The 25,282-nt window shown below is 66.8% G+C and carries 26 protein-coding genes; 21 read left to right on the forward strand and 5 right to left on the reverse strand.

Annotated features, from left to right (window positions below):
* The first annotated feature begins 220 nt into the window (after window positions 1-220).
* Complete coding sequence (locus ACWW36_RS20830) at window positions 221-3,106, forward strand: hypothetical protein (protein WP_456137866.1); 2,886 nt, start codon at window positions 221-223, stop codon at window positions 3,104-3,106.
* A 49-nt stretch (window positions 3,107-3,155) separates the two neighbouring features.
* On the opposite strand, the gene ACWW36_RS20835 is transcribed toward ACWW36_RS20830, so the two are convergent.
* Window positions 3,156-3,872 (reverse strand): GAF and ANTAR domain-containing protein, encoded by a 717-nt coding sequence (locus tag ACWW36_RS20835; RefSeq protein WP_456137867.1) that lies wholly within the window; start codon window positions 3,870-3,872, stop codon window positions 3,156-3,158.
* Window positions 3,873-3,923: 51 nt separating this feature from the next.
* Window positions 3,924-4,424 carry a DUF1990 domain-containing protein gene (locus tag ACWW36_RS20840; protein ID WP_456137868.1) on the reverse strand — a complete coding sequence of 167 codons (501 nt, stop codon included), beginning with the start codon at window positions 4,422-4,424 and terminating at the stop codon, window positions 3,924-3,926.
* A gap of 37 nt (window positions 4,425-4,461) precedes the next feature.
* Here ACWW36_RS20840 and ACWW36_RS20845 point away from each other — a divergent pair, with 37 nt between their 5' ends.
* From ACWW36_RS20845 to pdxT, 12 genes are all read left to right on the forward strand, one after another.
* On the forward strand, window positions 4,462-5,337 hold the full coding sequence (locus tag ACWW36_RS20845; RefSeq protein ID WP_456137869.1) for an aldo/keto reductase: 876 nt from the start codon (window positions 4,462-4,464) through the stop codon (window positions 5,335-5,337).
* A 22-nt stretch (window positions 5,338-5,359) separates the two neighbouring features.
* On the forward strand, window positions 5,360-5,986 hold the full coding sequence (locus ACWW36_RS20850) for a PaaI family thioesterase (RefSeq protein WP_456137870.1): 627 nt from the start codon (window positions 5,360-5,362) through the stop codon (window positions 5,984-5,986).
* The gene (locus tag ACWW36_RS20855; protein WP_456137871.1) at window positions 5,983-6,387 is read left to right on the forward strand and encodes a TIGR02611 family protein; all 405 of its coding nucleotides are present in this window, start codon (window positions 5,983-5,985) and stop codon (window positions 6,385-6,387) included. The genes ACWW36_RS20850 and ACWW36_RS20855 overlap by 4 nt, the downstream gene beginning before the upstream one ends.
* 81 nt (window positions 6,388-6,468) lie before the next feature.
* Window positions 6,469-8,523: a threonine--tRNA ligase gene (gene thrS / locus ACWW36_RS20860; RefSeq protein WP_456137872.1), complete on the forward strand. Its 2,055-nt coding sequence runs from the start codon at window positions 6,469-6,471 to the stop codon at window positions 8,521-8,523.
* Window positions 8,524-8,543: 20 nt separating this feature from the next.
* Complete coding sequence (locus ACWW36_RS20865; protein ID WP_456142570.1) at window positions 8,544-9,113, forward strand: HIT family protein; 570 nt, start codon at window positions 8,544-8,546, stop codon at window positions 9,111-9,113.
* Window positions 9,110-9,820, forward strand: coding sequence for a phosphatidylinositol phosphate synthase (gene pgsA / locus ACWW36_RS20870; protein ID WP_456137873.1), 711 nt, complete (start codon window positions 9,110-9,112; stop codon window positions 9,818-9,820). The genes ACWW36_RS20865 and pgsA overlap by 4 nt, the downstream gene beginning before the upstream one ends.
* Window positions 9,817-10,767, forward strand: coding sequence for a phosphatidylinositol mannoside acyltransferase (locus ACWW36_RS20875; protein WP_456137874.1), 951 nt, complete (start codon window positions 9,817-9,819; stop codon window positions 10,765-10,767). Before pgsA ends, ACWW36_RS20875 begins: the two co-directional genes overlap by 4 nt.
* A gap of 28 nt (window positions 10,768-10,795) precedes the next feature.
* The gene (locus ACWW36_RS20880; RefSeq protein WP_456137875.1) at window positions 10,796-11,920 is read left to right on the forward strand and encodes a glycosyltransferase family 4 protein; all 1,125 of its coding nucleotides are present in this window, start codon (window positions 10,796-10,798) and stop codon (window positions 11,918-11,920) included.
* Window positions 11,917-12,963 (forward strand): NUDIX hydrolase, encoded by a 1,047-nt coding sequence (locus ACWW36_RS20885; RefSeq protein WP_456137876.1) that lies wholly within the window; start codon window positions 11,917-11,919, stop codon window positions 12,961-12,963. The genes ACWW36_RS20880 and ACWW36_RS20885 overlap by 4 nt, the downstream gene beginning before the upstream one ends.
* A 67-nt stretch (window positions 12,964-13,030) precedes the next feature.
* Window positions 13,031-13,939, forward strand: coding sequence for a pyridoxal 5'-phosphate synthase lyase subunit PdxS (pdxS, locus tag ACWW36_RS20890; RefSeq protein WP_456137877.1), 909 nt, complete (start codon window positions 13,031-13,033; stop codon window positions 13,937-13,939).
* 45 nt (window positions 13,940-13,984) lie between these two features.
* Window positions 13,985-14,833 (forward strand): acyl-CoA thioesterase II, encoded by an 849-nt coding sequence (gene tesB / locus ACWW36_RS20895; RefSeq protein ID WP_456137878.1) that lies wholly within the window; start codon window positions 13,985-13,987, stop codon window positions 14,831-14,833.
* Entirely contained in the window at window positions 14,830-15,414 is a 585-nt protein-coding gene (gene pdxT / locus ACWW36_RS20900; RefSeq protein ID WP_456137879.1) for a pyridoxal 5'-phosphate synthase glutaminase subunit PdxT, read from the forward strand. Before tesB ends, pdxT begins: the two co-directional genes overlap by 4 nt.
* 25 nt (window positions 15,415-15,439) lie before the next feature.
* On the opposite strand, the gene ACWW36_RS20905 is transcribed toward pdxT, so the two are convergent.
* Window positions 15,440-17,149 (reverse strand): CocE/NonD family hydrolase, encoded by a 1,710-nt coding sequence (locus ACWW36_RS20905; RefSeq protein ID WP_456137880.1) that lies wholly within the window; start codon window positions 17,147-17,149, stop codon window positions 15,440-15,442.
* A 61-nt stretch (window positions 17,150-17,210) separates the two neighbouring features.
* On the opposite strand from ACWW36_RS20905, the gene ACWW36_RS20910 reads away from it, so the two are divergent.
* From ACWW36_RS20910 to ACWW36_RS20920, 3 genes are all read left to right on the forward strand, one after another.
* Window positions 17,211-17,810: a TetR/AcrR family transcriptional regulator gene (locus ACWW36_RS20910; RefSeq protein WP_456137881.1), complete on the forward strand. Its 600-nt coding sequence runs from the start codon at window positions 17,211-17,213 to the stop codon at window positions 17,808-17,810.
* 84 nt (window positions 17,811-17,894) lie between these two features.
* Window positions 17,895-18,647 carry a YebC/PmpR family DNA-binding transcriptional regulator gene (locus ACWW36_RS20915; protein ID WP_456137882.1) on the forward strand — a complete coding sequence of 251 codons (753 nt, stop codon included), beginning with the start codon at window positions 17,895-17,897 and terminating at the stop codon, window positions 18,645-18,647.
* 20 nt (window positions 18,648-18,667) lie between these two features.
* Window positions 18,668-19,108 (forward strand): ester cyclase, encoded by a 441-nt coding sequence (locus tag ACWW36_RS20920; protein ID WP_456137883.1) that lies wholly within the window; start codon window positions 18,668-18,670, stop codon window positions 19,106-19,108.
* Here ACWW36_RS20920 and ACWW36_RS20925 read toward each other — a convergent pair.
* On the reverse strand, window positions 19,089-21,056 hold the full coding sequence (locus ACWW36_RS20925) for a molybdopterin-containing oxidoreductase family protein (RefSeq protein ID WP_456137884.1): 1,968 nt from the start codon (window positions 21,054-21,056) through the stop codon (window positions 19,089-19,091). The two genes, ACWW36_RS20920 and ACWW36_RS20925, sit on opposite strands and share 20 nt — an antisense overlap.
* Window positions 21,057-21,132: 76 nt before the next feature.
* Here ACWW36_RS20925 and ACWW36_RS20930 point away from each other — a divergent pair, with 76 nt between their 5' ends.
* Window positions 21,133-21,468, forward strand: a complete 336-nt coding sequence (locus tag ACWW36_RS20930) for a hypothetical protein (RefSeq protein ID WP_456137885.1) — start codon at window positions 21,133-21,135, stop codon at window positions 21,466-21,468.
* On the opposite strand, the gene ACWW36_RS20935 is transcribed toward ACWW36_RS20930, so the two are convergent.
* Window positions 21,443-22,291, reverse strand: a complete 849-nt coding sequence (locus ACWW36_RS20935; RefSeq protein WP_456137886.1) for an alpha/beta fold hydrolase — start codon at window positions 22,289-22,291, stop codon at window positions 21,443-21,445. The two genes, ACWW36_RS20930 and ACWW36_RS20935, sit on opposite strands and share 26 nt — an antisense overlap.
* Before the next feature lie 67 nt (window positions 22,292-22,358).
* Between ACWW36_RS20935 and ACWW36_RS20940 the strand changes: the two genes are divergently transcribed.
* The 4 genes from ACWW36_RS20940 to ruvB all read left to right on the forward strand — a co-directional run bounded on the left by ACWW36_RS20940 (window position 22,359) and on the right by ruvB (window position 25,276).
* On the forward strand, window positions 22,359-22,955 hold the full coding sequence (locus ACWW36_RS20940) for a TetR/AcrR family transcriptional regulator (protein ID WP_456137887.1): 597 nt from the start codon (window positions 22,359-22,361) through the stop codon (window positions 22,953-22,955).
* Window positions 22,956-23,067: 112 nt separating this feature from the next.
* Window positions 23,068-23,634 (forward strand): crossover junction endodeoxyribonuclease RuvC, encoded by a 567-nt coding sequence (gene ruvC, locus ACWW36_RS20945; protein WP_456142571.1) that lies wholly within the window; start codon window positions 23,068-23,070, stop codon window positions 23,632-23,634.
* A complete protein-coding gene (ruvA, locus tag ACWW36_RS20950) occupies window positions 23,631-24,218 on the forward strand; it encodes a Holliday junction branch migration protein RuvA (RefSeq protein WP_456137888.1) in 588 nt (195 codons plus the stop codon). Before ruvC ends, ruvA begins: the two co-directional genes overlap by 4 nt.
* Window positions 24,215-25,276, forward strand: a complete 1,062-nt coding sequence (ruvB, locus tag ACWW36_RS20955; RefSeq protein WP_456137889.1) for a Holliday junction branch migration DNA helicase RuvB — start codon at window positions 24,215-24,217, stop codon at window positions 25,274-25,276. Before ruvA ends, ruvB begins: the two co-directional genes overlap by 4 nt.
* The last annotated feature ends 6 nt before the right edge of the window (window positions 25,277-25,282 follow it).

The following is a 25,282-nucleotide window of genomic DNA, read 5'->3' on the forward strand; positions in this document are numbered from 1 at the left end:
GTTGGTTTGACTCCCAGACAGTGATGCCCCGGTGGGGCCAGCCCAAACACCCGCCCGTTTCGCGCAGGCCGTCGGTGCGGTGACGGGACCGCCTCTCCTTCGCAACGGTTGGATAACGCACCAATTGTCGCCTCGGAAAATTTCAAGATCGCTTGTTCAGTGAACTCACAAGCAAGACGCGTCTGGGCCACAGGTTCGGGCGAGAGAGGCTGGAAAGACGATGTCACGGACCACGAATCGGCTGGTCGTTATGGCCCTGGGTACCGCGGGGGCGTACCTGGCGGTGCCACTGTTGAGCCCGTTCGCGGCCCCTGCTACGGCCGACACGACACACGGTGGCGTGCCGTGCGTGGGCATCGTGCAGCAGCTCGTGACCAATCCGGCCAACCTTCAGCAGACGCTGCAGTCCGCGGGTTCGGCGTTCACCGCCGGTCCGCCGCCATCGCCGCCTGTCGTTATTCCTCCGGCCAGTTCGGCGGTGGGAATTACTCCGCCGCCTGCTCCGCCGATTCCGCCCGCGTCGGTGATCAGCTCGACATCAGGGGTGACACCTCCGGCGCCGCCCTTGCCGGCCGTCCCTGCGGCCAGTTCGGTTGCAGTACCGGCGCCTCCCGCCCCGCCACTTCCGGGCGCTCCGATTCAGGCCGCCGCCGGAAACGTGGCGCCTCCGCTGCCGCCTGCGCCACCGGTACCGGCCGCGAACGCTGTCGAGATCCCGGCGCCACCGGCCCCGCCTGCACCGCCGGCGCCGCTCGCAAATGCCGGACAGGTGGTCACGCCTCCCGCTCCGCCGGCGCCCAGTGGTGCTGTTCAAGATGCAGCTGCTCTAGCCGCCCCGCCGGTTCCGAGTGGCGCTGTCCAGGACGCGGCGGCTCTAGCGGCGCCGCCGGTTCCGAGTGGCGCTGTGGAGGATGCAGCGGCTCTGGCCGCGCCGCCGGTTCCGAGTGGCGCTGTGGAGGATGCGGCGGCTCTGGCGGCGCCTCCGGTTCCGCCCACACCGAGTGGCGCTGTGCAGGATGCAGGAGCGCTGGCGACGCCTCCGGCACTACCAGCGCCGAATGGCGCTGTGCAGGATGCAGGAGCGCTGGCGACGCCTCCGGCGCCACCGGCGCCCGCTGTGCCTGCGGCGAACGCCGTCGAAACCTTTTCGCCGCCTGCCCCGCCGGTTCCCGCCACACCGGCGGCCAGTTCGGTTGAGGCCGCGACGCCTCCGGGTCCGCCAGTGCCGGCCGCTCCGGTCCAGGGTGCCGCCGGAACAGCGACGCCACCGGGTCCTCCGGCTAGCGGCGTTCCGGTCGCCAATGCGGTTGAGACGTTCTCGCCTCCCGTCCCGCCTGCTCCTGCGGTTCCCGCCGCTAGTTCCGTAGAGAACGCCACGCCGCCGGTTCCGCCGGTGCCTGCTGTGCCTGCGGCGTCTTCGGTGGAGGTGGGGACGCCGCCGGTTCCGCCGGTGCCTGCTGTGCCTGCGGCGAGTTCGGTGGAGGTGGGGACGCCGCCGGTTCCGCCGGTGCCGGCTGTGCCTGCGGCGAGTTCGGTGGAGGTGGGGACGCCGCCGGTTCCGCCGGTGCCGGCTGTGCCTGCGGCGAGTTCGGTGGAGGTGGGGACGCCGCCGGTTCCGCCGGTGCCTGCTGTGCCTGCGGCGAGTTCGGTGGAGGTGGCGACGCCGCCCGCTCCGCCGGTTCCCGGTGTGCCCGTTGCCAATTCAGTCGAAGTGGCGACACCGCCAGCTCCTCCTGTTCCAGCAGCCCCCATCGAGGGCACCGCTGGAACTGTCACCCCACCCGCTCCGCCGGTTCCCGGTGTGCCCGTTGCCAATTCAGTCGAGCTGGCGACACCGCCAGCTCCTCCTGTTCCAGCCGCCCCCATCGAGGGCGCCGCTGGAACAGTCACCCCGCCGACTCCACCGGCCACCGCTGTGCCCGTTGCGAATTCGGTGGAAGCGATAACGCCCCCGGCTCCTCCCGTTCCAGCTGGTCCCACCATCGATGCCGCCGAACTCGGTGCTCCACCGGCTCCGCCACTTCCTGCGGCTCCGATCGAAGCTGCTGCCGGCAGTGCGATTCCGCCGGCCCCTCCGGCATCCGCAGTTCCCGCCGCCGATCTCATACAAGACGCAGCGTCCGCAGCACCGGCAGGTCCAGCTGGTGTGGTTGAGAACGCTGCGGGCAACGCCGTTCCCGCGGGTGTGGTCGACGCGGCTGCCGGCAATGCGGTGCCCGCCGCTCCGGCGGTTCCCGCGGGGGTAGTCGATGCGGCTGCCGGCAATGCGGTGCCCGCTGCTCCGGCCGCCGCCATTGAGGGCGCTGCCGCCAATGTCGCCCCGCCTGCGCCCGCTGTTCCAGCTGCGGGTGTAGTCCAAGACGCGGCGGCGCTGTCGCCGCCGGCGCCCGCCGGAGCGATTGTTGACAACGCGGGAGCCGTACCGCCCAGCCTTCCGCCGGCCCCTGGTGCTCAGATCGTGGACACGGCCGGCGTCGTGCCTCCGCCCGCTCCGCCCGGGCCTGCAGTCCCGGTGGCGAGCTCCGTGCAGGTCGTGCCGCCTCCGTCCCCGCCGGCGCCCGGGGCTCCCATCACGGCAACCGCTGGTACGGCTACTCCGCCGCTGCCGCCGGCGCCGGGCAGCACGGCCGTCAGTTCGGTCCAGGCGGCGACGCCGCCCGTGCCGCCCGTGCCCGGAAACTCTGGGAGCGCGATGGCAAACTACGTGCCGCCGCCAAAGCCTCCGACGCCGCCTGTGCCGGTGACAGTCGCCGACTTGATGACGCCTCCTGGCGTGCTGCACACCGTGCAAGGTGCGGCGTCCTCAATTGCCAGCGTCGTGCCAGCGCCGGCACCGCCGGTGCCCGGCACGCCGGCCGCCGCAGTCGCGAGCATTCCCGCGCCACCGGATGCGGTCACTCCTTGGCTGGCGTCCGGGGTGTCGCAGTTGTTGTCGCCGCCGCCGCTGAACCTTCCTTCGATTCCCGGCGTTGGCATTCCGCTTCCGAACAAGGTTCCCGTGCCCAGCGATCTGCTGTGCGTCGGCACCGATTGGTCGGCGTCGGTAGGCGATCACGGTGCACAGCCGCCGATCGCAACGAGCGTCAATGGACGCGATAGGTGGTGACGTCGTCGGGATAGGGCGCAGGAATGCGCCCTACGCGCTCCGAAGATAACTACTCAGCGTGTGATTGAGCGGTCGCGATCAGCTCGTTGGCGACCTGAAGCAGCGGCACATTGGAATCCTGCGACAGCTTGCGTAACACCTCGAACGCCTGAATCGCGTCGACTCCGTACCGCTCCATGATCATGCCTTTTGCCTGACCAATGGTGTCCCGGCTTGCGAGCGCCCGCTTGAACTGTTCGTCGCGGCGGGCCGCATTCCACGCCACCGACGAATGCGCGGCGAACACCTGCCCGATGGCTCGTGACTCCGGCCCGAATGCGTGTGGCTTTTCGGCGTACACGTTCAAGGCGCCCATCGTCTCGCCGGCGATGAACAACTGGAAGGCCATGACCGAGCGAATCGGCGTCTGCTCCAAGGCGTCTCGGCGGTACAGCGGGAACCGCTTTTCGGTCTCGAGGTCGGCGACGTGGATAGTCTTTTCTTCCCACGCCGCGGTCAGGCACGGTCCTTCACGATGACGCTGCTGAATCTCGTCGAGCAGGATCGGCCACTTGTGGGTCGCGGCAGGGGTATCGATGTGCCTGGCATTGCGGGTTACCGTGACGCCCGCATACTCCGCGCCGGGCACCTCAACGGCCGCGTGCTCGGCCAGCTCCGCGATGACGGTCTCGGAATCAGCGTCGGGCCGCCCGTACAGTTCCTGTACCAGCCCAGCGATTCGGAGGTGGACGCCCTCCACGTCGGCAGGATTGCTCACCCGCACCATCCCATTCTGCTCCGACCAGTTGCCTAAATCTACGCGCTGCACAGCTGGCATTCATGACAGAGCCGTTAAATAGCGCCGTGTAACTACCGTCTGCAAGAGAGACGTCACTGGTGCTGCCGCCTTGCTCCACCACGTGGCATGTCGCGAAAAGGCTGTAACCTCGGCAAATACTTCTTCGGTGGCCGGGTCGTAGCGCACCATGAACAACTCCTCACCGGACTCCGCATGACCCGGCAGGGTCCCGTACGCGAAGCCCCGGCGATCGGGTTCGTCGACGACATAGACCACTCGGCAGGGCGCTCGCACCGGACCAAGGTGAACGATCACCTCCGAGCCGACGGCGGCGGTCTCGGTCGTCGCCTCGACACGCAGGCCTGCTCCCCGCAGCATGCCCCACCGCATCCCCTTTTCGGCCGCATCCTCGAAGCGGCGACGCCCGCGCCCGATGGCAGCCGACCGTTGCACGTGGGGGTATCCCGCTGGCAACGGCCCGGCAGTGGCGCCCACTTCGGAATACGTCAACGGCAACGCAGCAAGGTCGCTCAGCTTCACAGAGAACACCATGGCATTGCCGCGTACGGTCGGAAAAATGACCACACACAGCGTCGCGCAAGCATCTGGAACGTTCACCATCGGCGGCGACCTCACGGTCAACCGTCTCGGATTCGGCGCCATGCGCCTGACCGGAAAGGGGGTATGGGGTCCGCCCGCCGATCGAGACGAATGCATCCGCGTCCTGCGCCGCGCCGTCGAACTCGGCGTCAACTTCATCGACACGGCAGACTCTTACGGCCCGTTCGTGTCCGAAGAACTGATCCGCGAGGCGCTCCACCCGTATCCCGAAGGCCTGGTCATAGCGACCAAGGCCGGCCTGCTGCGCACCGGGCCGGACGAATGGCCGGTGCTCGGCTTCCCGCCGTATCTGCGCCAGGAATGCGAGATGAGCCTGCGCCGCCTCGGTGTGGACACCATCGATCTGTTCCAGCTGCACCGCATCGACAGCAAGTTCCCGGCCGAAGATCAGCTCGGCGAACTGGTTGCGCTTCAACAAGAAGGCAAGATCCGCCACATCGGCTTGTCAGAGGTCAGTGTCGAGCAATTGGAGGCGGCGCAGAAAGTCGCCACGATTGTCTCGGTCCAGAACATGTACAACATCACCGTTCGCACGGCCGAACCGTTGCTGGACAAGGTCACCGACGAGGGCATCGGCTTCATCCCATGGTTCCCGCTGGCCGCCGGGCCGCTCGCCGCCCCCGACGGCCCGCTGCAGCGCATCGCGGACGAGCACGATGCCACCCCGTCGCAACTTGCGCTCGCCTGGCTGCTCAAGCGCTCGCCGGTGATGCTGCCGATCCCCGGTACATCGAAGGTTGCCCATCTGGAGGAGAACGTCGCCGCCGCGCAGATCGAGCTGTCCGACGACGAGTTCGAGACCCTGAGCAACGCCGGGTCGGCCAGCGCCTGAGGCAAACCAATACGGTGGGCAGGTGACCACCGAATTCGCAGAGGAGCATCGCGGCGGCGATTTCAGCCCGATCGAGCCCACCACCCGCGGCGGACCCGACTACGGCAGGTTCGTGGAGGCAGTGCGGACCGTGCAGGACCACGCGCGCGCGGCCGACGCGCCCGACGAGGTGATCACCGAGGCGGCCGATCTGCTCGAGAAGGTGTCGACGCTGCTCGCGCCCTACGACGCCGACGAGTGGTCGTCGCCGGCGGGCCGCCGGATGGACTTGCCCAACCGGGGCAGTGTGTTGGGAGTCCCGGCGAAGTACCACAAGACCGACGACGGCCGTATCCGCGGCGACGTGCATTTCCGTCGCTTTCACCTTGGCCGCAACGGCGCCGTGCACGGCGGCTGCATCGCGCAGCTGTTCGACTCTCTGCTCGGCTTTACCGCCTTCCGGCTCACCCGCAGCCTCTACCAGCGCACCGCCTTTTTGCATGTCGACTACCGAGCGATCGTGCCCATCGAGACGGAACTGCAGGTCGACGCCGGTGTTGAGCGTGTCGACGGACGCAAGATGTTTCTCGAAGGGCGGCTGCTCAACGGCGAAGCCGTGCTGGCCGAAGCCAATGCGCTGTTCGTGAAGCTGAACCCGGGACAGCCATGAAACGGCGTTGGGCGCGCTGGCGGGACCGGCTGCGGGATAGGCCCGTCGCCGAGTTCGGGTACCGCATCGCCGTCGCCGTCATCGGGTTGGCCGTGCTCGCGGCGGGCATCCTGGCGATTCCGTATCCGGGTCCTGGCTGGGCCATCGTATTCGTCGGACTCGGCATACTTGCCACCGAATTCACCTGGGCCCGAAGGCTGCTCGCATACGCGCGAGAGCGTTACGACACGGCGATGAACTGGTTCAAGCAGCAGGGTCCGTGGGTCAAGACGCTGGGCGCCGGCTTCACCGCGGCCGTCGTGGTCACGACGTTGTGGTTGCTTGGCGCAGTCGGCTGGTCGGCCGAGCTCGCCGGCCTTCGACATGAGTGGCTGAAGAGCCCTATTGGCCTGGGGGCATGAGCACCCGCACCGATAGCATGGTCGCGTCCTGAGATGTTTCGACACACCCCCGCAGCCGCCCGAAAGTTTGGAGAGTCACCGATGAGCGCCCCTGCCACGCATGCCCCAGCAGCCCCGATCCGGGTCGCTGCCGGGACGACCGCGGGAGCAGCGGTGCGCGACGCCGGCCTGCCGAGCCGGGGCGCACCCGACGCGATCGTCGTCGTGCGCGACAGCGAAGGCCGGCTGCGCGATCTGTCGTGGACTCCTGATACCGACGTCGAGGTGACGCCTGTCGCCGCCGACACCGAAGACGGCCGTAGCGTCATCCGGCACTCGGCGGCGCATGTGCTGGCACAAGCCGTGCAGGACATGTTCCCTGAGGCCAAGCTCGGCATCGGCCCGCCGATAACCGACGGCTTTTACTACGACTTCGACGTTCCCCGCGCGTTCACCCCGGAAGATCTGGAGGCGCTGGAGAAGCGCATGCGCGGAATCGTCAAGGAAGGCCAGCTCTTCTCGCGGCGGGTGTACGAGTCCAAAGACCAAGCGCGCGAAGAGCTTGCCAACGAGCCGTACAAGCTCGAGCTCGTCGACGACAAGTCCGGCGACCCCGAGGTCATGGAGGTCGGCGGCGACGAGCTCACCGCCTACGACAACCTCAATCCCCGTACCCGCGAAAGGGAATGGGGCGATCTGTGCCGCGGCCCGCACATCCCGACGACGAAATACATCCCGGCGTTCAAGCTGACCCGCAGCTCGGCCGCATACTGGCGCGGCGACCAGAACAACGCCAGCCTGCAGCGGATCTACGGCACCGCGTGGGAGTCACAAGAGGCGCTCGACAAACACCTCGAGCTCATCGAGGAGGCGCAACGACGCGACCACCGCAAGCTCGGCGCGGAGCTGGACCTGTTCAGCTTCCCCGACGAAATCGGTTCCGGCCTAGCGGTTTTCCACCCAAAGGGTGGCATCATCCGCCGCGAGCTCGAAGACTACTCGCGGCGCAAGCACAACGAAGCTGGCTACCAGTTCGTCAACAGCCCGCACATCACCAAGGGCGAGCTGTTCAAGATCTCCGGTCACCTCGACTGGTACGCCGACGGCATGTTCCCGCCCATGCACCTGGACGCCGAGTACAACGAGGACGGCACGGTGCGCAAGCCGGGCCAGGACTACTACCTCAAGCCGATGAACTGCCCGATGCACTGCCTGATCTTCCGGTCGCGCGGGCGGTCCTACCGCGAACTTCCATTGCGGCTCTTCGAATTCGGCACTGTTTACCGCTACGAGCTCTCCGGTGTGGTGCACGGCCTGACGCGGGTGCGCGGCCTGACCATGGACGACGCCCACATCTACTGCACGCGCGACCAGATGCGCGGCGAGCTGACGTCGCTGCTGCGCTTCGTGCTCGACCTGCTCGGCGACTACGGCCTGACCGAGTTCTATCTGGAGCTCTCGACCAAGGACCCGGACAAGTTCGTCGGCTCCGACGAATTGTGGGAGGAAGCCACCAGCGTGCTGGCCGAAGTCGGTGCAGCGTCCGGCCTTGACCTGGTGCCCGACCCGGGCGGTGCTGCGTTCTACGGGCCCAAGATCTCGGTACAGGTCAAAGATGCGCTGGGCCGCAGTTGGCAGATGTCAACGATCCAGCTGGACTTCAACTTTCCGGAGCGCTTCGAGCTGGAGTACACCGCCGCCGACGGCTCACGGCAGCGGCCGGTGATGATCCATCGCGCGCTGTTCGGCTCGATCGAGCGGTTCTTCGGAATCCTCACCGAGCACTACGCCGGCGCGTTTCCGGCGTGGCTGGCGCCGGTTCAGGTGGTCGGCATCCCGGTCGCCGACGATCACATCCCGTATCTCAACGGCATTGCCACACAACTGAAGATGCACGGCATTCGCGCCGAGGTGGACGCCAGCGACGACAGGATGGCCAAGAAGATCGTCAACCACACCAATCAGAAGGTTCCGTTCATGTTGGTGGCCGGTGACCGCGACGTGGAGGCAGGCGCGGTCAGCTTCCGGTTCGGCGACCGCACTCAGATCAACGGTGTACCCCGCGACGAGGCGGTCGAGGCGATCGTCAACTGGGTCACGAGTCGCGAAAATGCCGCTCCGACAGCCGAACTGGTCAAGGTGGGCGCTGGGACGTGACCGAGCCGGACGAGCGCAGGATTGGCGACGAGCGCTTGCGCGAGGAGCAGACGATTATCGACCGCGGGGTCGGTGAGCCCGACCACTTGCAGCGGCTGTGGACCCCGCATCGGATGCACTACATCGCCGAGGCGGCGCCGATGAAAGGCGGATCCGCGGCGTCGTCGCAGCCGTTCACCGATATCCCGACGCTGTCCGATGAGGACGGCCTCGTCGTCGCGCGCGGCGAGTTGGTGTACGTGGTGCTCAACCTGTACCCGTACAACCCCGGGCACTCGATGGTGGTTCCGTACCGGCGGGTCTCTGAGCTTGAAGACCTCACCGAGGCCGAGAGTGCGGAGCTGATGGCCTTCACGCAGAAGGTGATTCGCGTCATCAAGGCGGTGTCGCGGCCGCACGGCTTCAACGTCGGGCTGAACCTCGGCAGTTCTGCCGGCGGATCGTTGGCCGAACACCTGCACATGCATGTGGTGCCCCGTTGGAGCGGTGACGCCAACTTCATCACGATCATCGGCGGTTCCAAGATCGTTCCGCAGTTGTTGCGCGAAACACGCGAACTGCTCGCCACCGAATGGGCCAAGCAGCCGTGAGCAACTTCTACCTGATGACCCGCGCGGCCTACGCGAAGCTGTCGAAGCCGGTCGCGAAGGCTGCGCTGCGGGCAGGCTTCACGCCCGACAGCATCACCATCCTCGGCACGGCCGGGACGGTGCTCAGTGCGCTGACGCTCTTTCCGATCGGGCAGCTGTGGTGGGGCGCGTTCAGCGTGTGGATCTTCGTGCTCGCCGACATGCTCGACGGCGCGATGGCACGCGAGCGCGGCGGCGGTACCCGGTTCGGTGCCGTGTTGGACGCGACCTGCGACCGCATCGGTGACGGCGCGGTGTTCTGCGGGCTGTTGTGGTGGGCGGCCTTCGGCCTCGAGAGCACGTCGCTCGTGGTGGCCACACTGATCTGCCTGGTCACGTCGCAGGTGATCTCCTACATCAAAGCCCGGGCAGAGGCCAGCGGCCTGGACGGAGGCGGCGGGTTCATCGAGCGGCCCGAACGGCTGATCATCGTGCTGGTCGGAGCCGGGCTGTCCGGAGTGTGGTTCCTGCACGTGCCGTGGCTGGTGCACGTCGCGATGTGGGTCCTTGCGGTCGCCAGCCTGATCACGATCGGGCAGCGGCTGCACACCGTGCGGACCTCACCCGGCGCGATGGAGCCAATCGACAAGCCTGGGCCCGAAACCTCGGAGGACAACTCCGAGACGCTGGGGCACCATCCGTCCACGGGGCAGGGGGATGAGCCGTGACCACCACCCCCGCGGGACAGCAGACGGATAGCGGCGGCCGTTTCCCGTTTGGGGGCCAGATCACCGACTTGGGCTATGCCACTGGCTGGCGGCTTGTGCGCGCGATGCCGGAATTCATGGCGCGCAATGCTTTTGATGCGGGCGCGCACTACGCGGCCCGAAACGGCGGACCCGCTCAGCTGCGCAAGAACCTGGCCCGCGTGATCGGCACCGCGCCGGAGCGGGTGCCGGACGGGCTGATTCGTGCTTCGCTGGCCTCGTACGCCCGATACTGGCGAGAGGCATTCCGGTTGCCGACGATGGACCACAAGGCAATGGCCGCCAAACACGAAAAAGGGACGCGCGGCCAGGAAAACGTCACCGCCGCGCTCGAAGCGGGGCGGGGGGCCATCCTGGCGCTGCCGCACAGTGGCAACTGGGATATGGCCGGAGTGTGGCTGACGCACATGCACGGCACGTTCACCACCGTCAACGAACGACTCAAACCCGAGTCGCTGTACCGGCGCTTCATCGCCTACCGGGAAAGCCTCGGCTTCGAGATGCTGCCGCTGTCCGGTGGGGAACGGCCGCCGTTCGAAGTACTGGCCGAGCGGCTGCGGGACAACAAGCTCGTCTGCCTGATGGCCGACCGCGACCTGACCCGGGCGGGCGTTCAGGTCGACTTTTTCGGGGAACCCACCCGTATGCCTGCCGGCTCGGCGAAGCTAGCCCTGGAAACCGGTGCGGCCCTGCTGCCGGTCCACAGCTACTTCACGACCAACGGGTGGGGGTGCGACATCTCCCCGAAACTCGATACGACGTCGGGCGACGTCACCGTCATCACCCAGGCGCTGGCGGACCGGTTCGCCCGCAACATCGCCGCCCACCCCGCCGACTGGCACATGATGCAGCCGCAATGGCTAGCCGATCTGTCCGCGGAGCGGCGCGCGAAACTGGAGACCGGCTGATGAGCGTTCGCGCGAAGACGAGACCCTGATGCGCATCGGCATGGTCTGCCCGTATTCGTTCGACGTCCCCGGCGGCGTGCAGTCCCATGTGTTGCAGCTGGCCGAGGTGATGCATGGCCGCGGGCACGACGTCAGCGTGCTAGCGCCGTCGTCTCCGCATGTGAAGCTTCCCGATTACGTGGTGTCCGGCGGCAAGGCCGTGCCGATTCCGTACAACGGGTCGGTGGCTAGGCTGCGATTCGGGCCCGCCACCCACCGCATGGTCAAGCGGTGGCTGGCCGACGGAGACTTCGACGTGCTGCACCTGCACGAGCCCAACGCGCCGAGCCTGTCGATGCTGGCGTTGAACATCGCCGAGGGACCGATCGTCGCGACGTTTCACACGTCGACGACAAAATCGTTCACGCTCAGTGTGTTTGAGCCCTTCCTGCGGCCGATGCACGAAAAGATCGTCGGCCGCATCGCGGTATCTGATCTGGCGCGACGATGGCAGATGGAGGCGTTGGGCTCCGACGCCGTCGAGATACCCAACGGCGTGGACGTTGCGTCGTTCGCGTCGGCGCCGCTGCTCGACGGCTATCCGCGGCCGGGTAAATCGGTGCTGTTTCTGGGTCGCTTCGACGAACCGCGCAAGGGCATGGCCCTGCTGCTTGGCGCCTTGCCGACGCTCGCCAAGCGGTTTCCTGACATCGAGATCCTGATCGTCGGCCGCGGCGACGAGGACGAACTGCGCGAAGACGCCGGAAAACTCGCCAAGCATCTGCGCTTCCTCGGTCAGGTCGACGACCGCGAGAAGGCCTCGGCGATGCGCAGCGCCGACGTGTATTGCGCGCCGCATGTCGGCGGGGAGAGCTTCGGCATCGTGCTCGTCGAGGCGATGGCGGCCGGTACCGCGGTGGTGGCCAGCGACCTGGACGCGTTCCGGCGCGTACTCGTCGACGGCAAGGCTGGGCGGCTGGTGCCGGTGGACGACGCCGACGCGCTGGCCGACGGGTTGGTCGAGGTGCTGGAAAACGATGTGGCCCGGGAACGGTATATCGAAGCTGCGTCCACCGCGGTGCGCCGCTACGACTGGTCGGTGGTGGCCCGCCAAATCATGCGGGTGTACGAGACGGTCGCCGGCTCAGGGACCAAGGTGCAGGTGGCAAGTTGATCACGTGGGTCGTCGTGATCGCACTGGCCGTGCTGGTCGTGGTGATCTTGTTGACCGGCGCGTGGGCGTTTCAGACGGCCAACCGGCTCGACCGGCTACACGTGCGCTACGACCTATCGTGGCAAGCGCTTGACGGCGCGCTGGCCCGTCGCGCTGTGGTGGCCCGTGCCGTTGCCGTCGACGCGTATGGCGGCGGCCCGCAAGGCAAGCGGCTCGCCGCTCTGGCCGATGCCGCCGAGCGGGCTCCGCGATCGGCAAGGGAAGCGGCCGAAAACGAGCTGTCGGCGGCGCTGGCACTCGTCGACCCGGCGTCGCTCCCCGTGGCCCTGGTTGCCGAGCTGGCCGACTCCGAGGCGCGGGTCCTGCTGGCCCGCCGCTTTCATAACGACGCCGTGCGCGACACTCTGGCACTGCGTGAGCGGCCCTCGGTGCGGCTACTGCGGCTCGGCGGAACTGCCGCGCTGCCAACATATTTCGAGATCGCCGAACGCGCGGAAGCGTCACCGCGAGAAGTGGGACTGGTCAGCCGGCGGACGTCGGCACGCGTCGTGCTTCTCGACGAGGAAGGGTGCGTGCTGCTGTTCTGCGGATCAGACCCGGCATTACCCGACGGCACAGACGGCCCAGCGCCGTTGTGGTGGTTCACCGTCGGCGGGGCGGTGCAGCAGGGGGAGACGCTAGTCGAGGCGGCCGTCCGCGAACTGGAAGAGGAGACCGGGCTGCGGGTCGATCCGGAAGACATGACCGGCCCGGTGTGGCGTCGCGATGCCGTCATCGACTTCAACGGGTCGGTCATCCGCAGCCAGGAGATGTTCTTCATCCACCGCACCCAGCGGTTCGAGCCGTCAGAAGCCGGGCGAACCGGCCTTGAGCGGGCCTACATCCACGGCCACCGCTGGTGCGATGAGACAATGATCGGCGAGCTGGTCGCCAAGGGCGAAACCGTCTATCCGCTGCAGCTCGGCGAGTTGCTGACCGAGGCGAACACGCTGGCCGACGCGAGCGGGGCAGGGCCGCAGCGGCAGCTGCAGTCGATCCGCTGAGGCTGCGGATTTAACACATTTGCCGCCGCCTCTAGACTGGATCGGTAGCGATTTGGAGGAGATAGCAGTGGATACCGCACCTAACGGGTCGGTGACCCAGACCGGGACCGCCCGGGTCAAGCGTGGCATGGCCGAGATGCTCAAGGGCGGCGTGATCATGGACGTCGTCACCCCGGAGCAGGCCCGCATCGCCGAGGGGGCGGGCGCGGTGGCGGTCATGGCGTTGGAGCGGGTGCCCGCTGACATCCGCTCGCAGGGCGGCGTCGCCAGGATGAGTGATCCTGATCTCATCGAGGGCATCATCTCCGCGGTCACCATCCCGGTGATGGCCAAGGTCCGCATCGGGCATTTCGTCGAGGCGCAGATTCTGCAGAGCCTGGGAGTCGACTACATCGACGAATCCGAGGTGCTCACACCGGCCGACTACACCCACCACATCGACAAGTGGAAGTTCACCGTGCCGTTCGTGTGCGGCGCGACCAATCTCGGCGAGGCGTTGCGCCGCATCACCGAGGGCGCGGCGATGATTCGCTCCAAGGGTGAAGCGGGCACGGGCGATGTGTCGAATGCGACCACGCACATGCGGCAGATCGGCGGCGAGATCCGCAGGCTGACGTCGTTATCGGAAGACGAGTTGTACGTTGCCGCAAAGGAATTGCAGGCGCCCTACGAGCTCGTCGTCGAGGTGGCGCGCGCAGGCAAGCTGCCGGTGACACTGTTCACCGCAGGTGGCATCGCGACACCGGCGGATGCGGCGATGATGATGCAGCTCGGCGCGGAGGGCGTGTTCGTCGGCTCCGGCATCTTCAAGTCCGGCGACCCCGCGCAGCGGGCCGCCGCGATCGTCAAGGCGACGACGTTCTACGACGACCCCGACGTGTTGGCCAAGGTGTCGCGCGGGCTGGGGGAGGCCATGGTCGGCATCAACGTGGAGGACATCGCGGCCCCGCACCGGCTCGCTGAGCGCGGGTGGTAGGGCACCGCGCGATGAGCCGCTCGGGCGAAGAGCCAAGATAACTGCATGGCGATCGAACAGATACTTGATCTCGAGCAGCTCGAGGTCAACATCTACCGCGGACGTGTTTTCAGCCCCGAATCCGGCTACTTTCAGCGCACCTTTGGCGGTCATGTAGCGGGCCAGTCGCTGGTGTCGGCGGTGCGCACGGTCGACGATCGCTTTGCGGTGCACTCCCTGCACGGATATTTCCTGCGGCCAGGAGATGCCAAGGCGCCCACCGTCTTCATCGTCGAACGCCTCCGCGACGGCGGCTCGTTCGTCACGCGCCGGGTGAACGCGATCCAGCACGGCGAAACCATCTTCTCGATGTCCGCGTCGTTTCAAACCGACCAGAGCGGCATCGAGCATCAGGACCTGATGCCGTCGGCGCCGCCGCCCGATGACCTTCCCGGCTTCATCTCCAAGGGTGGGGCGTTCGACGACGCCGGGTTCGCCCAGTTCGCCGAGTGGGACGTCAGGATCGTGCCGCAGGACAAGGTGGCGCGGCTGCCCGGTAAGGCCTCTCAGCAGCAAGTGTGGTTCCGGCACCGCGATCCGCTTCCCGACGACGCCGTGCTGCACATCTGCGCGCTCGCCTATATGAGCGATCTCACGCTGCTGGGTTCCGCGCAGGTGAATCACGTCGAGGAACGCAAGCACCTGATGGTCGCGTCGCTGGACCACGCGATGTGGTTCATGCGGCCGTTCCGCGCGGACGAGTGGCTGCTCTACGACCAGTCGTCGCCGTCGGCGTCGGGCGGGCGCTCGCTCACGCAGGGCAAGATCTTCACGCGCACAGGCGAAATGGTGGCGGCGGTGATGCAAGAAGGGCTGACCCGCTACAAGCGCGACTACACACCGGCCCGAGAGTGACCACACCACACGTCGGCGTTCTTGCGCTGCAAGGAGATACCCGCGAGCACCTGGCCGCGCTGCGCGAAGCCGGTGCGCAGGCATCGACCGTACGTCGGCGCGCCGAGCTCGAGGCCGTCGATGCGCTGGTGATCCCCGGCGGCGAATCGACGACGATGAGCCATCTGCTGCGCGAATTCGAGTTGCTCGAGCCGCTGCGGTCGCGGCTGGCAGAAGGCATGCCGGCCTACGGATCGTGCGCCGGGATGATCCTGCTGGCATCTGAGATCCTCGACGCCGGAGCCCCCGGCCGCGAGGCTGTTCCGCTGAAAGCCATCGATATGACGGTGCGTCGCAATGCTTTTGGCCGCCAAGTTGATTCGTTCGAAGGCGACTTCCCGTTTGAGGGTCTCGATGGTCGCGTGCACGCGGTGTTCATCCGCGCGCCGTGGGTGGAACGCGTCGGCCCCGACGTGGAGGTCTTGGGCCAGGCCGCCGGTCACATCGTCGCCGTGCGGCAGGGCCGCATGCTGGCGACGGCCTTTCACCCGGAGATGACCGGCGATCGCCGCATCCACAAACTCTTCGTCGACCTGCTCTGAGCGATTTGTGCACGTTTTGTCGCGCTCAGCGCAACAAACTACACACAAGTCGCGACGACGAGCGCACTGTGTTGAGGCTGCTCGTGCCGACGCTGGCATGACGGAAGTTCATGATCGCCGGCGTCGCCGGGTCCTGGTCGTCGCTGGTGAGCACCAACCGGATGCGATGGCCAGCGTCGAAGCGACGGGCGTTGGGCACCAAGGGAAGTCGATACTCGACATCCTCGCCAATCGGCACGGCTTGGGCGTTGCGGCACGGCAGCACAGGAGCGGCGGGCCGGCTGTCCGCTTCGTCGACCTCGCGCAGACTGGCGCGCAGCCAGCCGGCCGTCACGTCGGTCACGCCGCCGTCGGGCGACACATCCTGCAGAGTCGCGATCCAGGCGGTATCGATGGCCGTGGCTGCTGCCACCAGACGTAACTCGATGTCGCCCACGACATCCAACGCCGAGTCCAGCGGCTCGCTGGTCCACGTCAGCATCGACGGCGGGTCGATCTCGCTGGTCGTCACCCGGTTGAGTCCGGCGCCCAGCGCCATGTACTCACGCGAGCCGGGCACGCCCTCGTCGTCGGCCAAACCACCGTCGGCCCGCAGGGCGAATTCGCGGTGCACGCACGGCGGCGGCCACGATTCGGCGGTGTGCCACTCGTCGGCGCCCGGCAGGAAGTAGCGAATCGGCGGCCCGTCGAGGATGCCGGTGTCGACACCCTTGAGCCAGTGGTCAAACCACGCAAGCGCCTCGGTGTGCAGGCTCTCCCACGGCCATGTCAGCCCGAATTCACCAAGCATGCCCATCCGGACAGTGGGATTGGCGGACAACGCTTTCCATGCTGCGAACGTCGACGGCAGGTGCAGCGGCACGTTCTGCCAGTCGCACCCGAGGTACACCGGGATGTCGATGTTCTTCAGCAGCGGGAGCAGGTTGCGCTCCTCCCACCAATCGTCGCGGGTCGGATGTTTGACCGCGACGTCGAGCCACAGGTCATCCCACGGGTGCGGGTTGTGCGGCAGCTTGAGCAGCTGACGCATCATCGTGACTGCCGATTCACCGTTCATCGTCGCGAATTTCCGATGCAGCGCAGGCACATTCAGCACATGGCGGGCTACGTCGACCAGCGCCCCACGCCACAGCTTGTCACTGCGTTCAGACGTCAGGCCGACCATCGACAGGAATGGCGTCACGAACGACGAACTGAGCAAGCCGTTGTGCACCGCGCCTTCGTACAAATCGGCCGTCACGGCGACGGGGAAGATCGCCTTCAAATGCGGCGGTCGCTCGACGGCGGCCTCCAACTGCGTCATTGCGAAGTAGCTGATGCCGATCATCCCGACGTTGCCGTCGCACCACGGCTGCGCAGCCGCCCATTCGACCAGGTCGTGCATGTCGCGGCGTTCCTGCGCGTCGAAGAACCCGAATGTGCCGCCTGAGCCACAGGTTCCCCGCACGTTCGCGATGACGTGCACGTACCCGCGCGATACCCAGAAGTCGGTCACTCCGGCTTCGATGAAGCCCGCGGGCGCGCCGAGGTCCTGAATCTGGCGCGGATAGGGCGAAGCGGCGATCAGTGCGGGGAAGCGGCCGTCGGCGTCCGGTCGGTGCACGTCGGCCAGCAGCGGGGTGCCGTCGCGCATCGGGACCTCGACGTTGTCGTCCCGCCGGATGCCGTGCCGCGGCTCGCTGAGATTGCGGTACTCGCGTCCTGTGGTCTGTGGACCGTTGAGTTGCCTCGACACAGTTTCACGCTACGTTGAAACTAGTTTCAACGCAACGTGAAATTCACGGTACGATGAAACTATGGCGAAGCGGTCGGTCACCCCCGGTCCCCGCGACGATCGGGGCGTGCTCTCGGCGCGCATCCTGGCCGCGGCGCGCGACGAGTTCGCCGCCAACGGCTGGGCCGGCACCACCATCCGCGCAGTGGCAAGGGCTGCGGATGTCGACGCGGCGCTCGTGTATCACTACTTCGGCTCGAAGGATGACCTGCTCGACGCCGCCACTGCGCCGCCGCAGAAATGGCTCGATGCGGTGACCGACACATGGGCCACGCCGAAGGCCGAGCTCGGGAGACAGCTGGTGCGCACGGTGTTGAACAGCTGGGCCGACGACGAGATCGGCCCCACGCTGCGGGCGGTGTTGCTCACCGCGGCCCACGAACCCAAGACCCGCGAGAAGCTGCGGACGATTGTCGAGCGCAGCCTTATCGGCGAGTCCACACTCGGCGGTGACGAGCAGGACCGGTTGCGTCGCAGCGGATTGATCGCCAGCCAGCTCATCGGGTTCGCGATGATGCGATATGTGTGGAAGATCGAGCCCATCGCTTCGATGGGCGAGGACGAGGTGCTTGCGGCGGTCGCCCCAAACCTGCAGCGCTATATCGAAGGGGACATCGGTTGACGCCTGACGCCGTTCGGTAGGGCGTAAACGTCCACGTAGACTCGTTGGTCGGACTTTGCAGTAAGGGAAAGAGGTAGTACCTGCATGAGCGGCCATTCCAAGTGGGCCACCACCAAGCACAAGAAGGCCGTCATCGACGCCCGTCGAGGCAAGAACTTCGCCCGGCTGATCAAGAACGTCGAGGTGGCTGCACGCGTCGGCGGCGGTGACCCGGCCGGCAACCCGACGCTGTACGACGCCATTCAGAAGGCCAAGAAGAACTCGGTGCCCAACGACAACATCGAGCGGGCCCGCAAACGCGGCGCGGGTGAGGAAGCCGGCGGCGCCGACTACCAGAACATCACCTATGAGGGTTACGGCCCCAACGGCGTCGCCGTGCTGATCGAATGCCTCACCGACAACCGAAACCGCGCGGCCGGCGAGGTCCGCGTCGCGATGACGCGCAACGGCGGCAGCATGGCGGACCCCGGTTCGGTGTCCTACTTGTTCTCCCGCAAGGGCGTCGTCACGTTGGAGAAGAACGGCCTTACGGAGGACGACGTGCTCACCGCCGTCCTCGAGGCCGGTGCCGAAGAGATCAACGATCTGGGTGATAGCTTCGAAATCCTCTCCGAGCCAGGCGATTTGGTCGCAGTCCGCACGGCGTTGCAGGAAGCAGGAATCGACTACGACTCGGCAGAAGCCGGTTTCCAGCCGTCGGTCAGCGTTCCGCTCGACGCCGACGGTGCGCGCAAGATCATGAAGCTCGTCGACGCGCTCGAAGACAGCGACGACGTGCAGGACGTCTTCACCAACGCCGACATCCCTGACGAAATCCTCGCTCAGATCGAGGAGTAGGCCGCGGCAGGAGGAACCGAGTGTCGACAGCCGAGGAAACCAGCAACAAGGCGGCATTCAAGCGGTTCCACGACGCCGCCAGTACCGGCGATGCGGAGTTCCTCTTCAAGACGATCGATGAGCTGGTCGCGCCGGACGCCGTGATCCGCACGCCATTGCCAATCGACGCGACGGGGCCCGAGGCCCTCAAGCAGGTGTGGGCGATGCTCCTTCGGATCTACCCCGACATCCACCTCAATGTCGAGGATGTGATCGCCGAGGGCGACAAGGTGGTCGGTAGGACGACGGTCACCGGCACCCACCAGGGCGAATTCATGGGCGTCGCCGGCACTGGCAAGTCCGTCACATACAACGAGATCTTCATCTTCCGCTTCGCCGGCGGCCGCGTCGCCGAGACGTGGGGCGTCGTCGACGTCTATGCGCAGATGAGGCAGATCGGCGTCACGCCGGATGAAGGCTGACCGGCACACCGGAGTAGCGCGTCATGCCCGTCACCAGATCGATGTCGTCCTTGCTTGTCAGCCGGTTCACGTTGGCGCCTTCGTGGCCGTGCGGCACCGAGACGGCGCCACGCCGAACAGAAGGGTCCACTTTCGCGATGCCGGTCAGCTCGCCGAGCTCGGTGCGCACGACGAGCGGTTGACCGTCGGCCACGCCCGCGGCGGTGGCGTCGTCGGGATGCAGCATTATTTCGGCGGCTTCGCCGAGGTACTCCAGCTGCGAATTGAGCCGGCCCATCTGCCGCCGCGGAATCAACACCAGCGGGGCTGGGTCGCGCAGCGCGGCCAGCTGCTCAACGACGAGGCGGGGCGCCAGTCGCCAGCCGTCCAACCGTTCGATGTGTCGTTCGACCCAGGCGGCAGGCAACTCGCGCGGAGCCTCTGCCCAGCCGGTGGCCGTGAGCTCGTCATATGCAACCCTGCCGCCGCCGCTGACTCGGGCCAGCATCTCCTCGTCCGTGGCGGTGGTATCGGCCAGCTCGTGACCAAGTCGCCGACCGAGTTCGGCGAGCACCCACCACATCGAGCGTCGCTGGCCGGCGGGTGCGACGACGGCGGGGGTGTACTGCGCCGAGATCCGGGGCGCCAGGATGTCCCACAGCGTGACGTCGGGCCGCTCGAGCTGATCGGTGGTGGGCAGCACGTGTGTCGACAGCGCGGTCGTCTCGTTCGGCAGAATCTCCGTGGTCGCCAGCACGTCGAGTTTCTCGAGCGCCGGCGCCAGTGAGGCGGTGTCGGGAAACGCGGTGATCATGTTCCCGCCCAGGTTCAGAAACGCCCGGATGTTTCCCGCGTTGATCTCGTCGGGCAGCACCGCGCACGGCCACTCCCTCAAGAACGACTGCGTCTCCGGACGGCTGCGTGGTCCTGGCCCAAAGGTTCCTTCCGGCGGTGAGAGCGGCAGCTCGAAGCCCTCCAGCTGGTAGGCGAATCCGGGATGAAACCACAACCCGCCGGGCTGGTTCATCGAACCGGTGATGACCATCAACGACCACGAAAGCCATTGCGTCACATTGGCACTCGCGGACATGGTGATACCGGTCCCGACGTCGACCGCGATGCGGCCGGCACGGCGAATCGAGGCAAGCAACTGCTCCAGCGCAGCCTCGGGCACATCGGCGAGTGCGGCCGCGTGCCGCAACGTGAACGGCTCGACCGCCGCAGCGAGCAGGTCGGCGTCTTGGGCATGCGCATTCACGCCGTCGCGCAGTACCTCGCGAACCAGGTACGCCAGCACCGCGTAATCGGTGCCCGGCCGCGGCGCCAGATGGTGCGTCGCCAGCCGTGCGGTTTCGGTGTGGCGAGGGTCGACGACCCACACCTCGGCGTGCGTGGCCAGGTCGCGGATTGCGCCTCTGGGGTTCGGCAGACCGATTGTGTGGCCATGGGAGACAACGGGATTGCTGCCGATCAACATCACAAACGTGGCATTGCCGTAGTCGGGGCGACCGGTCAGCGCCTGCGATCCCGCCATCAAGTCGGAGATCAACACCTTGGCCGTGCCGTCGATCGTCAACGGACTGAATTTGGCAGGCGTTCCGATCGCCGCGTGCAGTTGTTGTGCGACGCGGTAGCCGACGGCGTCCATGCCCACACCCGTACCGAAGAGGATGCCGACCGACTCCGGCCCGTGGCGGTCGATGGTGTCGCGTAGCTTCGCGCCGAGGTCGTCGAGCGCGACATCCCACGTCGTGTCTTGGAGCGTGCCGTCGACGCGGATCTGCGGACGCTCCAACCGCTTCGGGTGGTGATGGATCTGCGGCAGCGCGCGGCCCTTCGGGCAGGTATAGCCCTGCGAGAACGGGTGATCGCGGTCGCCGTGCACTGCCTTGACTTCATCGCCGTCGACTTCCACGAGAATCCCGCAGACCGACGTGCATACCCGGCAGAAGCTTCGGACGGTGGGCATGACGCAGACCGTACTCGGCTTGCCTGCATTTCATGAATAATTCCTTAGCTGAAGCGAATCCCAACCAGGAGGCGGCATGGCCAAGGTGACGGTGGCGGACCCAGATGGCACTGAATGGACGGTGCGTCGTTGGTGGTTCACGGCGATGCCCTACCAAAGCGGCATCGATTTCCTCGACATGATCATCTTCGTCATCGTGCTGCCGTTCATGTTGGCGTGGCCGTTCTGGCTTGCGTCCAAGTGGCTCGGCGCGCGATGGTCCATTGTCATCGAGCGCGACGGTACCAAGGTCGGGGAAGAGAAGGTGCGTGGCTGGCGCCGGTCCGGCGAACGCATCCAGGAGATCGCCCGCTCCGCAGAGGCAGGGACGTTGACGCAGTACGCGACTACCCCCGAGAGCTCTGCGTCGTAAGGAAATTGCCGATAGCTCGGGCCGTCGCGTCTGGTTGATCGAGCATGACCAGCACGTAGGCGTCGTCCACGTAGCGCAGTTGACCCTTCGGCAGCAGGGCGGCCAGGCGTTCACCATGCTCGGCCGGCATGACCGGGTTGCGGCTCCACAGCACGAGCGCCGGGCCGTCGAATTCCTTGAGCCGGTTGGTGGCACGAATCAGGTCCGCGCCGTCGAACTTGGTGCGGCAGTACTTGACGAGGTCGCGCCGGACCCGCCGGTCGGTCATCCCGGCCGCTAACCACGCATCGACGATGTCTTGGGGGACAGGCTTTTTCGCCATTTGACCGAACATCAGCCATTGCCGGCGCAGCCATCCGATCTTCAGCTGGCGCATCGCGAGCCACACCGTCTGCGTGGTGCGACTCGCCAACCATGCCACCTTGCCGGGAAACCCCGGCGGAAAGTTGTCGAACGCCTCGGACGGGCAGATCACCAGCCGACCAACGCGTTTGTCGCGGCCGATGTCGGTGAGAAAGATCGGTCCGCCCCAGTCGGAGACCACCAGCGTGACGTCGGTCAGATCGAGCGCGTCCAGAAAATCTGCGACCAGCCCCACCATTCCGGGCAGGGTCAGATCCGCGTCCTCGCGCATCGGGATGCGGTGACCGCCCATCGGCAGCACGGGCAGCAGGTAGCGGAATTGCTTCGGCAACAGTGGAACCGCGAGGTTCCACTGTGCGTCATTCATCAGCAGGCCGTGCAGCAGCACGACCGGCGGACCGTGCGGGTCGCCCTCTTCGCGGTATTCGACGGTTCCAGCGGTGACCTCAACAGACTTCATGGCGACCCCTCGGCAATAGAACGCTGATTCTAGAACGTATGCTCTAGTCTGTAACCGGGAGGCGACGATGGCAAGGTTCACGAGGGACTCGATCCTGACCGCTGCCGTGGAGCTGATGCGGCGCAAGGGATACGGCGCCGTCGGCATGAAGGACATCGTCCAGGCCTCAGGGGCGCCGATCGGCTCGCTGTATCACCACTTCCGCGACGGCAAGGTGCAGATCGCTCGCGAAGCCCTGGTCAACGCCGGTCGCGCCTACGCACTGCTCATCCCGTCGATCGTCGACGACTACACCGACCTCGGCGCAGCCGTCGACGCGGTGTTCACCCAGGCCGCCGAGGACATGGCCGAAACCGGGTTCGCCAACATGTGCCCGGTCGCCAGCGTCGCGGCGGAGGTCGCCGATACCGTCGAGGAGTTGCGTGAAACCACCGCCGAGGTCTTTCAGTCGTGGGTGGACGGGGGAAGCGCCTACTTCGCGTCACGGGGACTGGATCCGACGCAAGCCCGCGACGTCGCGCTCGCTTTGATCGGCGCGCTTGAGGGCGCCTTCGTACTGGCCCGCACTCTGCGCAGCACCGAACCGCTGCTCGCCGCGGGACGCGCCCTGGCCCCCCAATATCGCGGAGTGGCATTGGCGGCCAAGATTGCTGCATGGCAGTAGTCCTCGACCATGGCGACCGCTCCGGCCAGTACCGGATCTGAGCGTGTCCCTGCCGGAAACCGTCGGTCCGCGGGGTTACCGTGTCGAACAGGTGTTCACAGAAGGGGCTCGCGTGCGGGTAATGGGAGTCGACCCCGGCCTGACGCGATGCGGGCTGTCCGTCATCGAGGGCGGCACGGGGCGTCAGGTCATCGCACTCGACGTCGATGTGGTTCGCACCCCCGCCGGTGAACCTCTGCATCGGCGGCTGCTGACCATCAGCGATACGGTCGAGCACTGGATGGACACCCACCGGCCCGACGTCATCGCGATCGAGCGTGTGTTTTCCCAACAGAACGTGTCGACGGTGATGGGCACCGCACAAGCCGGTGGCGTCGTCGCGCTGGCGGCGGCCAAACGCGACATCGACGTTTACTTCCATACGCCCAGCGAGGTCAAGGCCGCCGTCACCGGCAACGGCAACGCGGACAAGGCACAGGTCACCGCGATGGTCACCAGAATCCTTGCGCTGCAAACCAAACCGACACCAGCCGACGCCGCTGACGCGCTGGCGCTGGCCATCTGCCACTGCTGGCGCGCCCCGATGATCGCCCGGATGGCGGCCGCGGAGGCGCTGGCCGCCGAGCAACAACGCAAGTACAAGGCGACGTTAAAGGCAAAGGCAAAGGCGGCACGATGATCGCATCCGTTCGCGGCGAGGTACTCGACATCGCTTTGGACCACGTTGTCATCGAGGCCGCCGGTGTCGGCTACAAGGTGATGGCGACTCCTTCGACGCTGGCCACGCTGCGCCGTGGCACCGAAGCCCGATTGATCACGGCGATGATCGTGCGGGAGGACTCGCAGACGCTGTACGGGTTCGCCGACGCCGACGCCCGTGACCTGTTCCTCACCCTGCTCGGTGTGTCCGGCGTCGGCCCGAAGATCGCACTTGCCACCCTGGCCGTGTATGACTCACAGTCGTTGCGGCAGGCGCTCGCCGACGGGGATGTCACCGCACTGACGCGCGTGCCCGGCATCGGCAAGCGCGGCGCCGAACGCCTGGTGCTGGAGCTGCGCGACAAGATCGGCCCCGTGACACCTGCGGGAACCGTCGCCTTGAATGGGCATTCGATACGCGGTCCGGTCGTGGAAGCACTTGTGGGACTTGGCTTTGCGCTCAAGCAGGCGGAGGAGGCCACCGACAAGGTGTTGGCCAACGAGCCGGAGGCCACCACGTCGAGCGCGCTGCGCTCGGCGCTGTCGATGCTGGGTAAGAAATGAGCCGGTTCGAAGACGACGAGGAGGCCGAAGACCGCGAGGTCTCGGCGGCGCTGACCGTCGGCGAGGGCGATATCGACGCCAGCCTGCGGCCGCGGTCACTGCGTGAGTTCATCGGCCAGCCGAGGGTGCGCGAGCAGCTGCAGTTGGTCCTCGAGGGTGCGAAGAACCGCGGCAGCACACCGGATCACATTCTGCTGTCGGGTCCGCCCGGCCTGGGCAAGACGTCGCTGGCGATGATCATCGCCGCCGAACTCGGGTCGTCGCTGCGCGTCACGTCAGGTCCCGCGCTGGAGCGCGCGGGCGATCTGGCGGCGATGCTGTCCAATCTCGTCGAGCACGATGTGTTGTTCATCGACGAGATCCACCGCATCGCCCGGCCCGCCGAGGAAATGCTGTACCTGGCGATGGAGGACTTCCGCGTCGACGTCGTGGTCGGTAAAGGCCCTGGCGCCACGTCGATTCCGCTCGAGGTCGCACCGTTCACCCTCGTCGGCGCTACCACGCGGTCGGGGGCGCTGACCGGTCCGCTGCGTGACCGCTTCGGCTTCACCGCGCACATGGACTTCTATGAGCCGTCCGAGCTGGAGCGGGTGCTGTCCCGATCGGCGGGCATCCTCGGCATCGAGCTGGGCGCCGACGCCGGCGCGGAGATCGCCCGGCGCTCCCGCGGCACGCCGCGCATCGCCAACCGGCTGCTGCGCCGAGTCCGCGACTACGCGGAGGTGCGCGCCGACGGCATCATCACCCGCGACATCGCCAAGTCTGCGCTCGAGGTCTACGACGTCGACGAGCTCGGGCTCGACCGCCTTGACCGAGCCGTATTGTCCGCGCTCACACGTAGTTTCGGTGGCGGGCCCGTTGGGGTGTCCACGCTGGCCGTCGCGGTGGGGGAGGAGGCCACCACGGTCGAGGAGGTGTGTGAGCCGTTCCTGGTGCGCGCGGGAATGATTGCGCGCACGCCACGCGGACGGGTCGCCACGGCTCAGGCGTGGACTCATCTGGGCATGACGCCGCCGAGCGGAGTCAGCGGCCTTGGGCAGGCAGGACTGTTCGACTAGGAGGGC

Source organism: Mycobacterium sp. MMS18-G62, assembly GCF_053877835.1.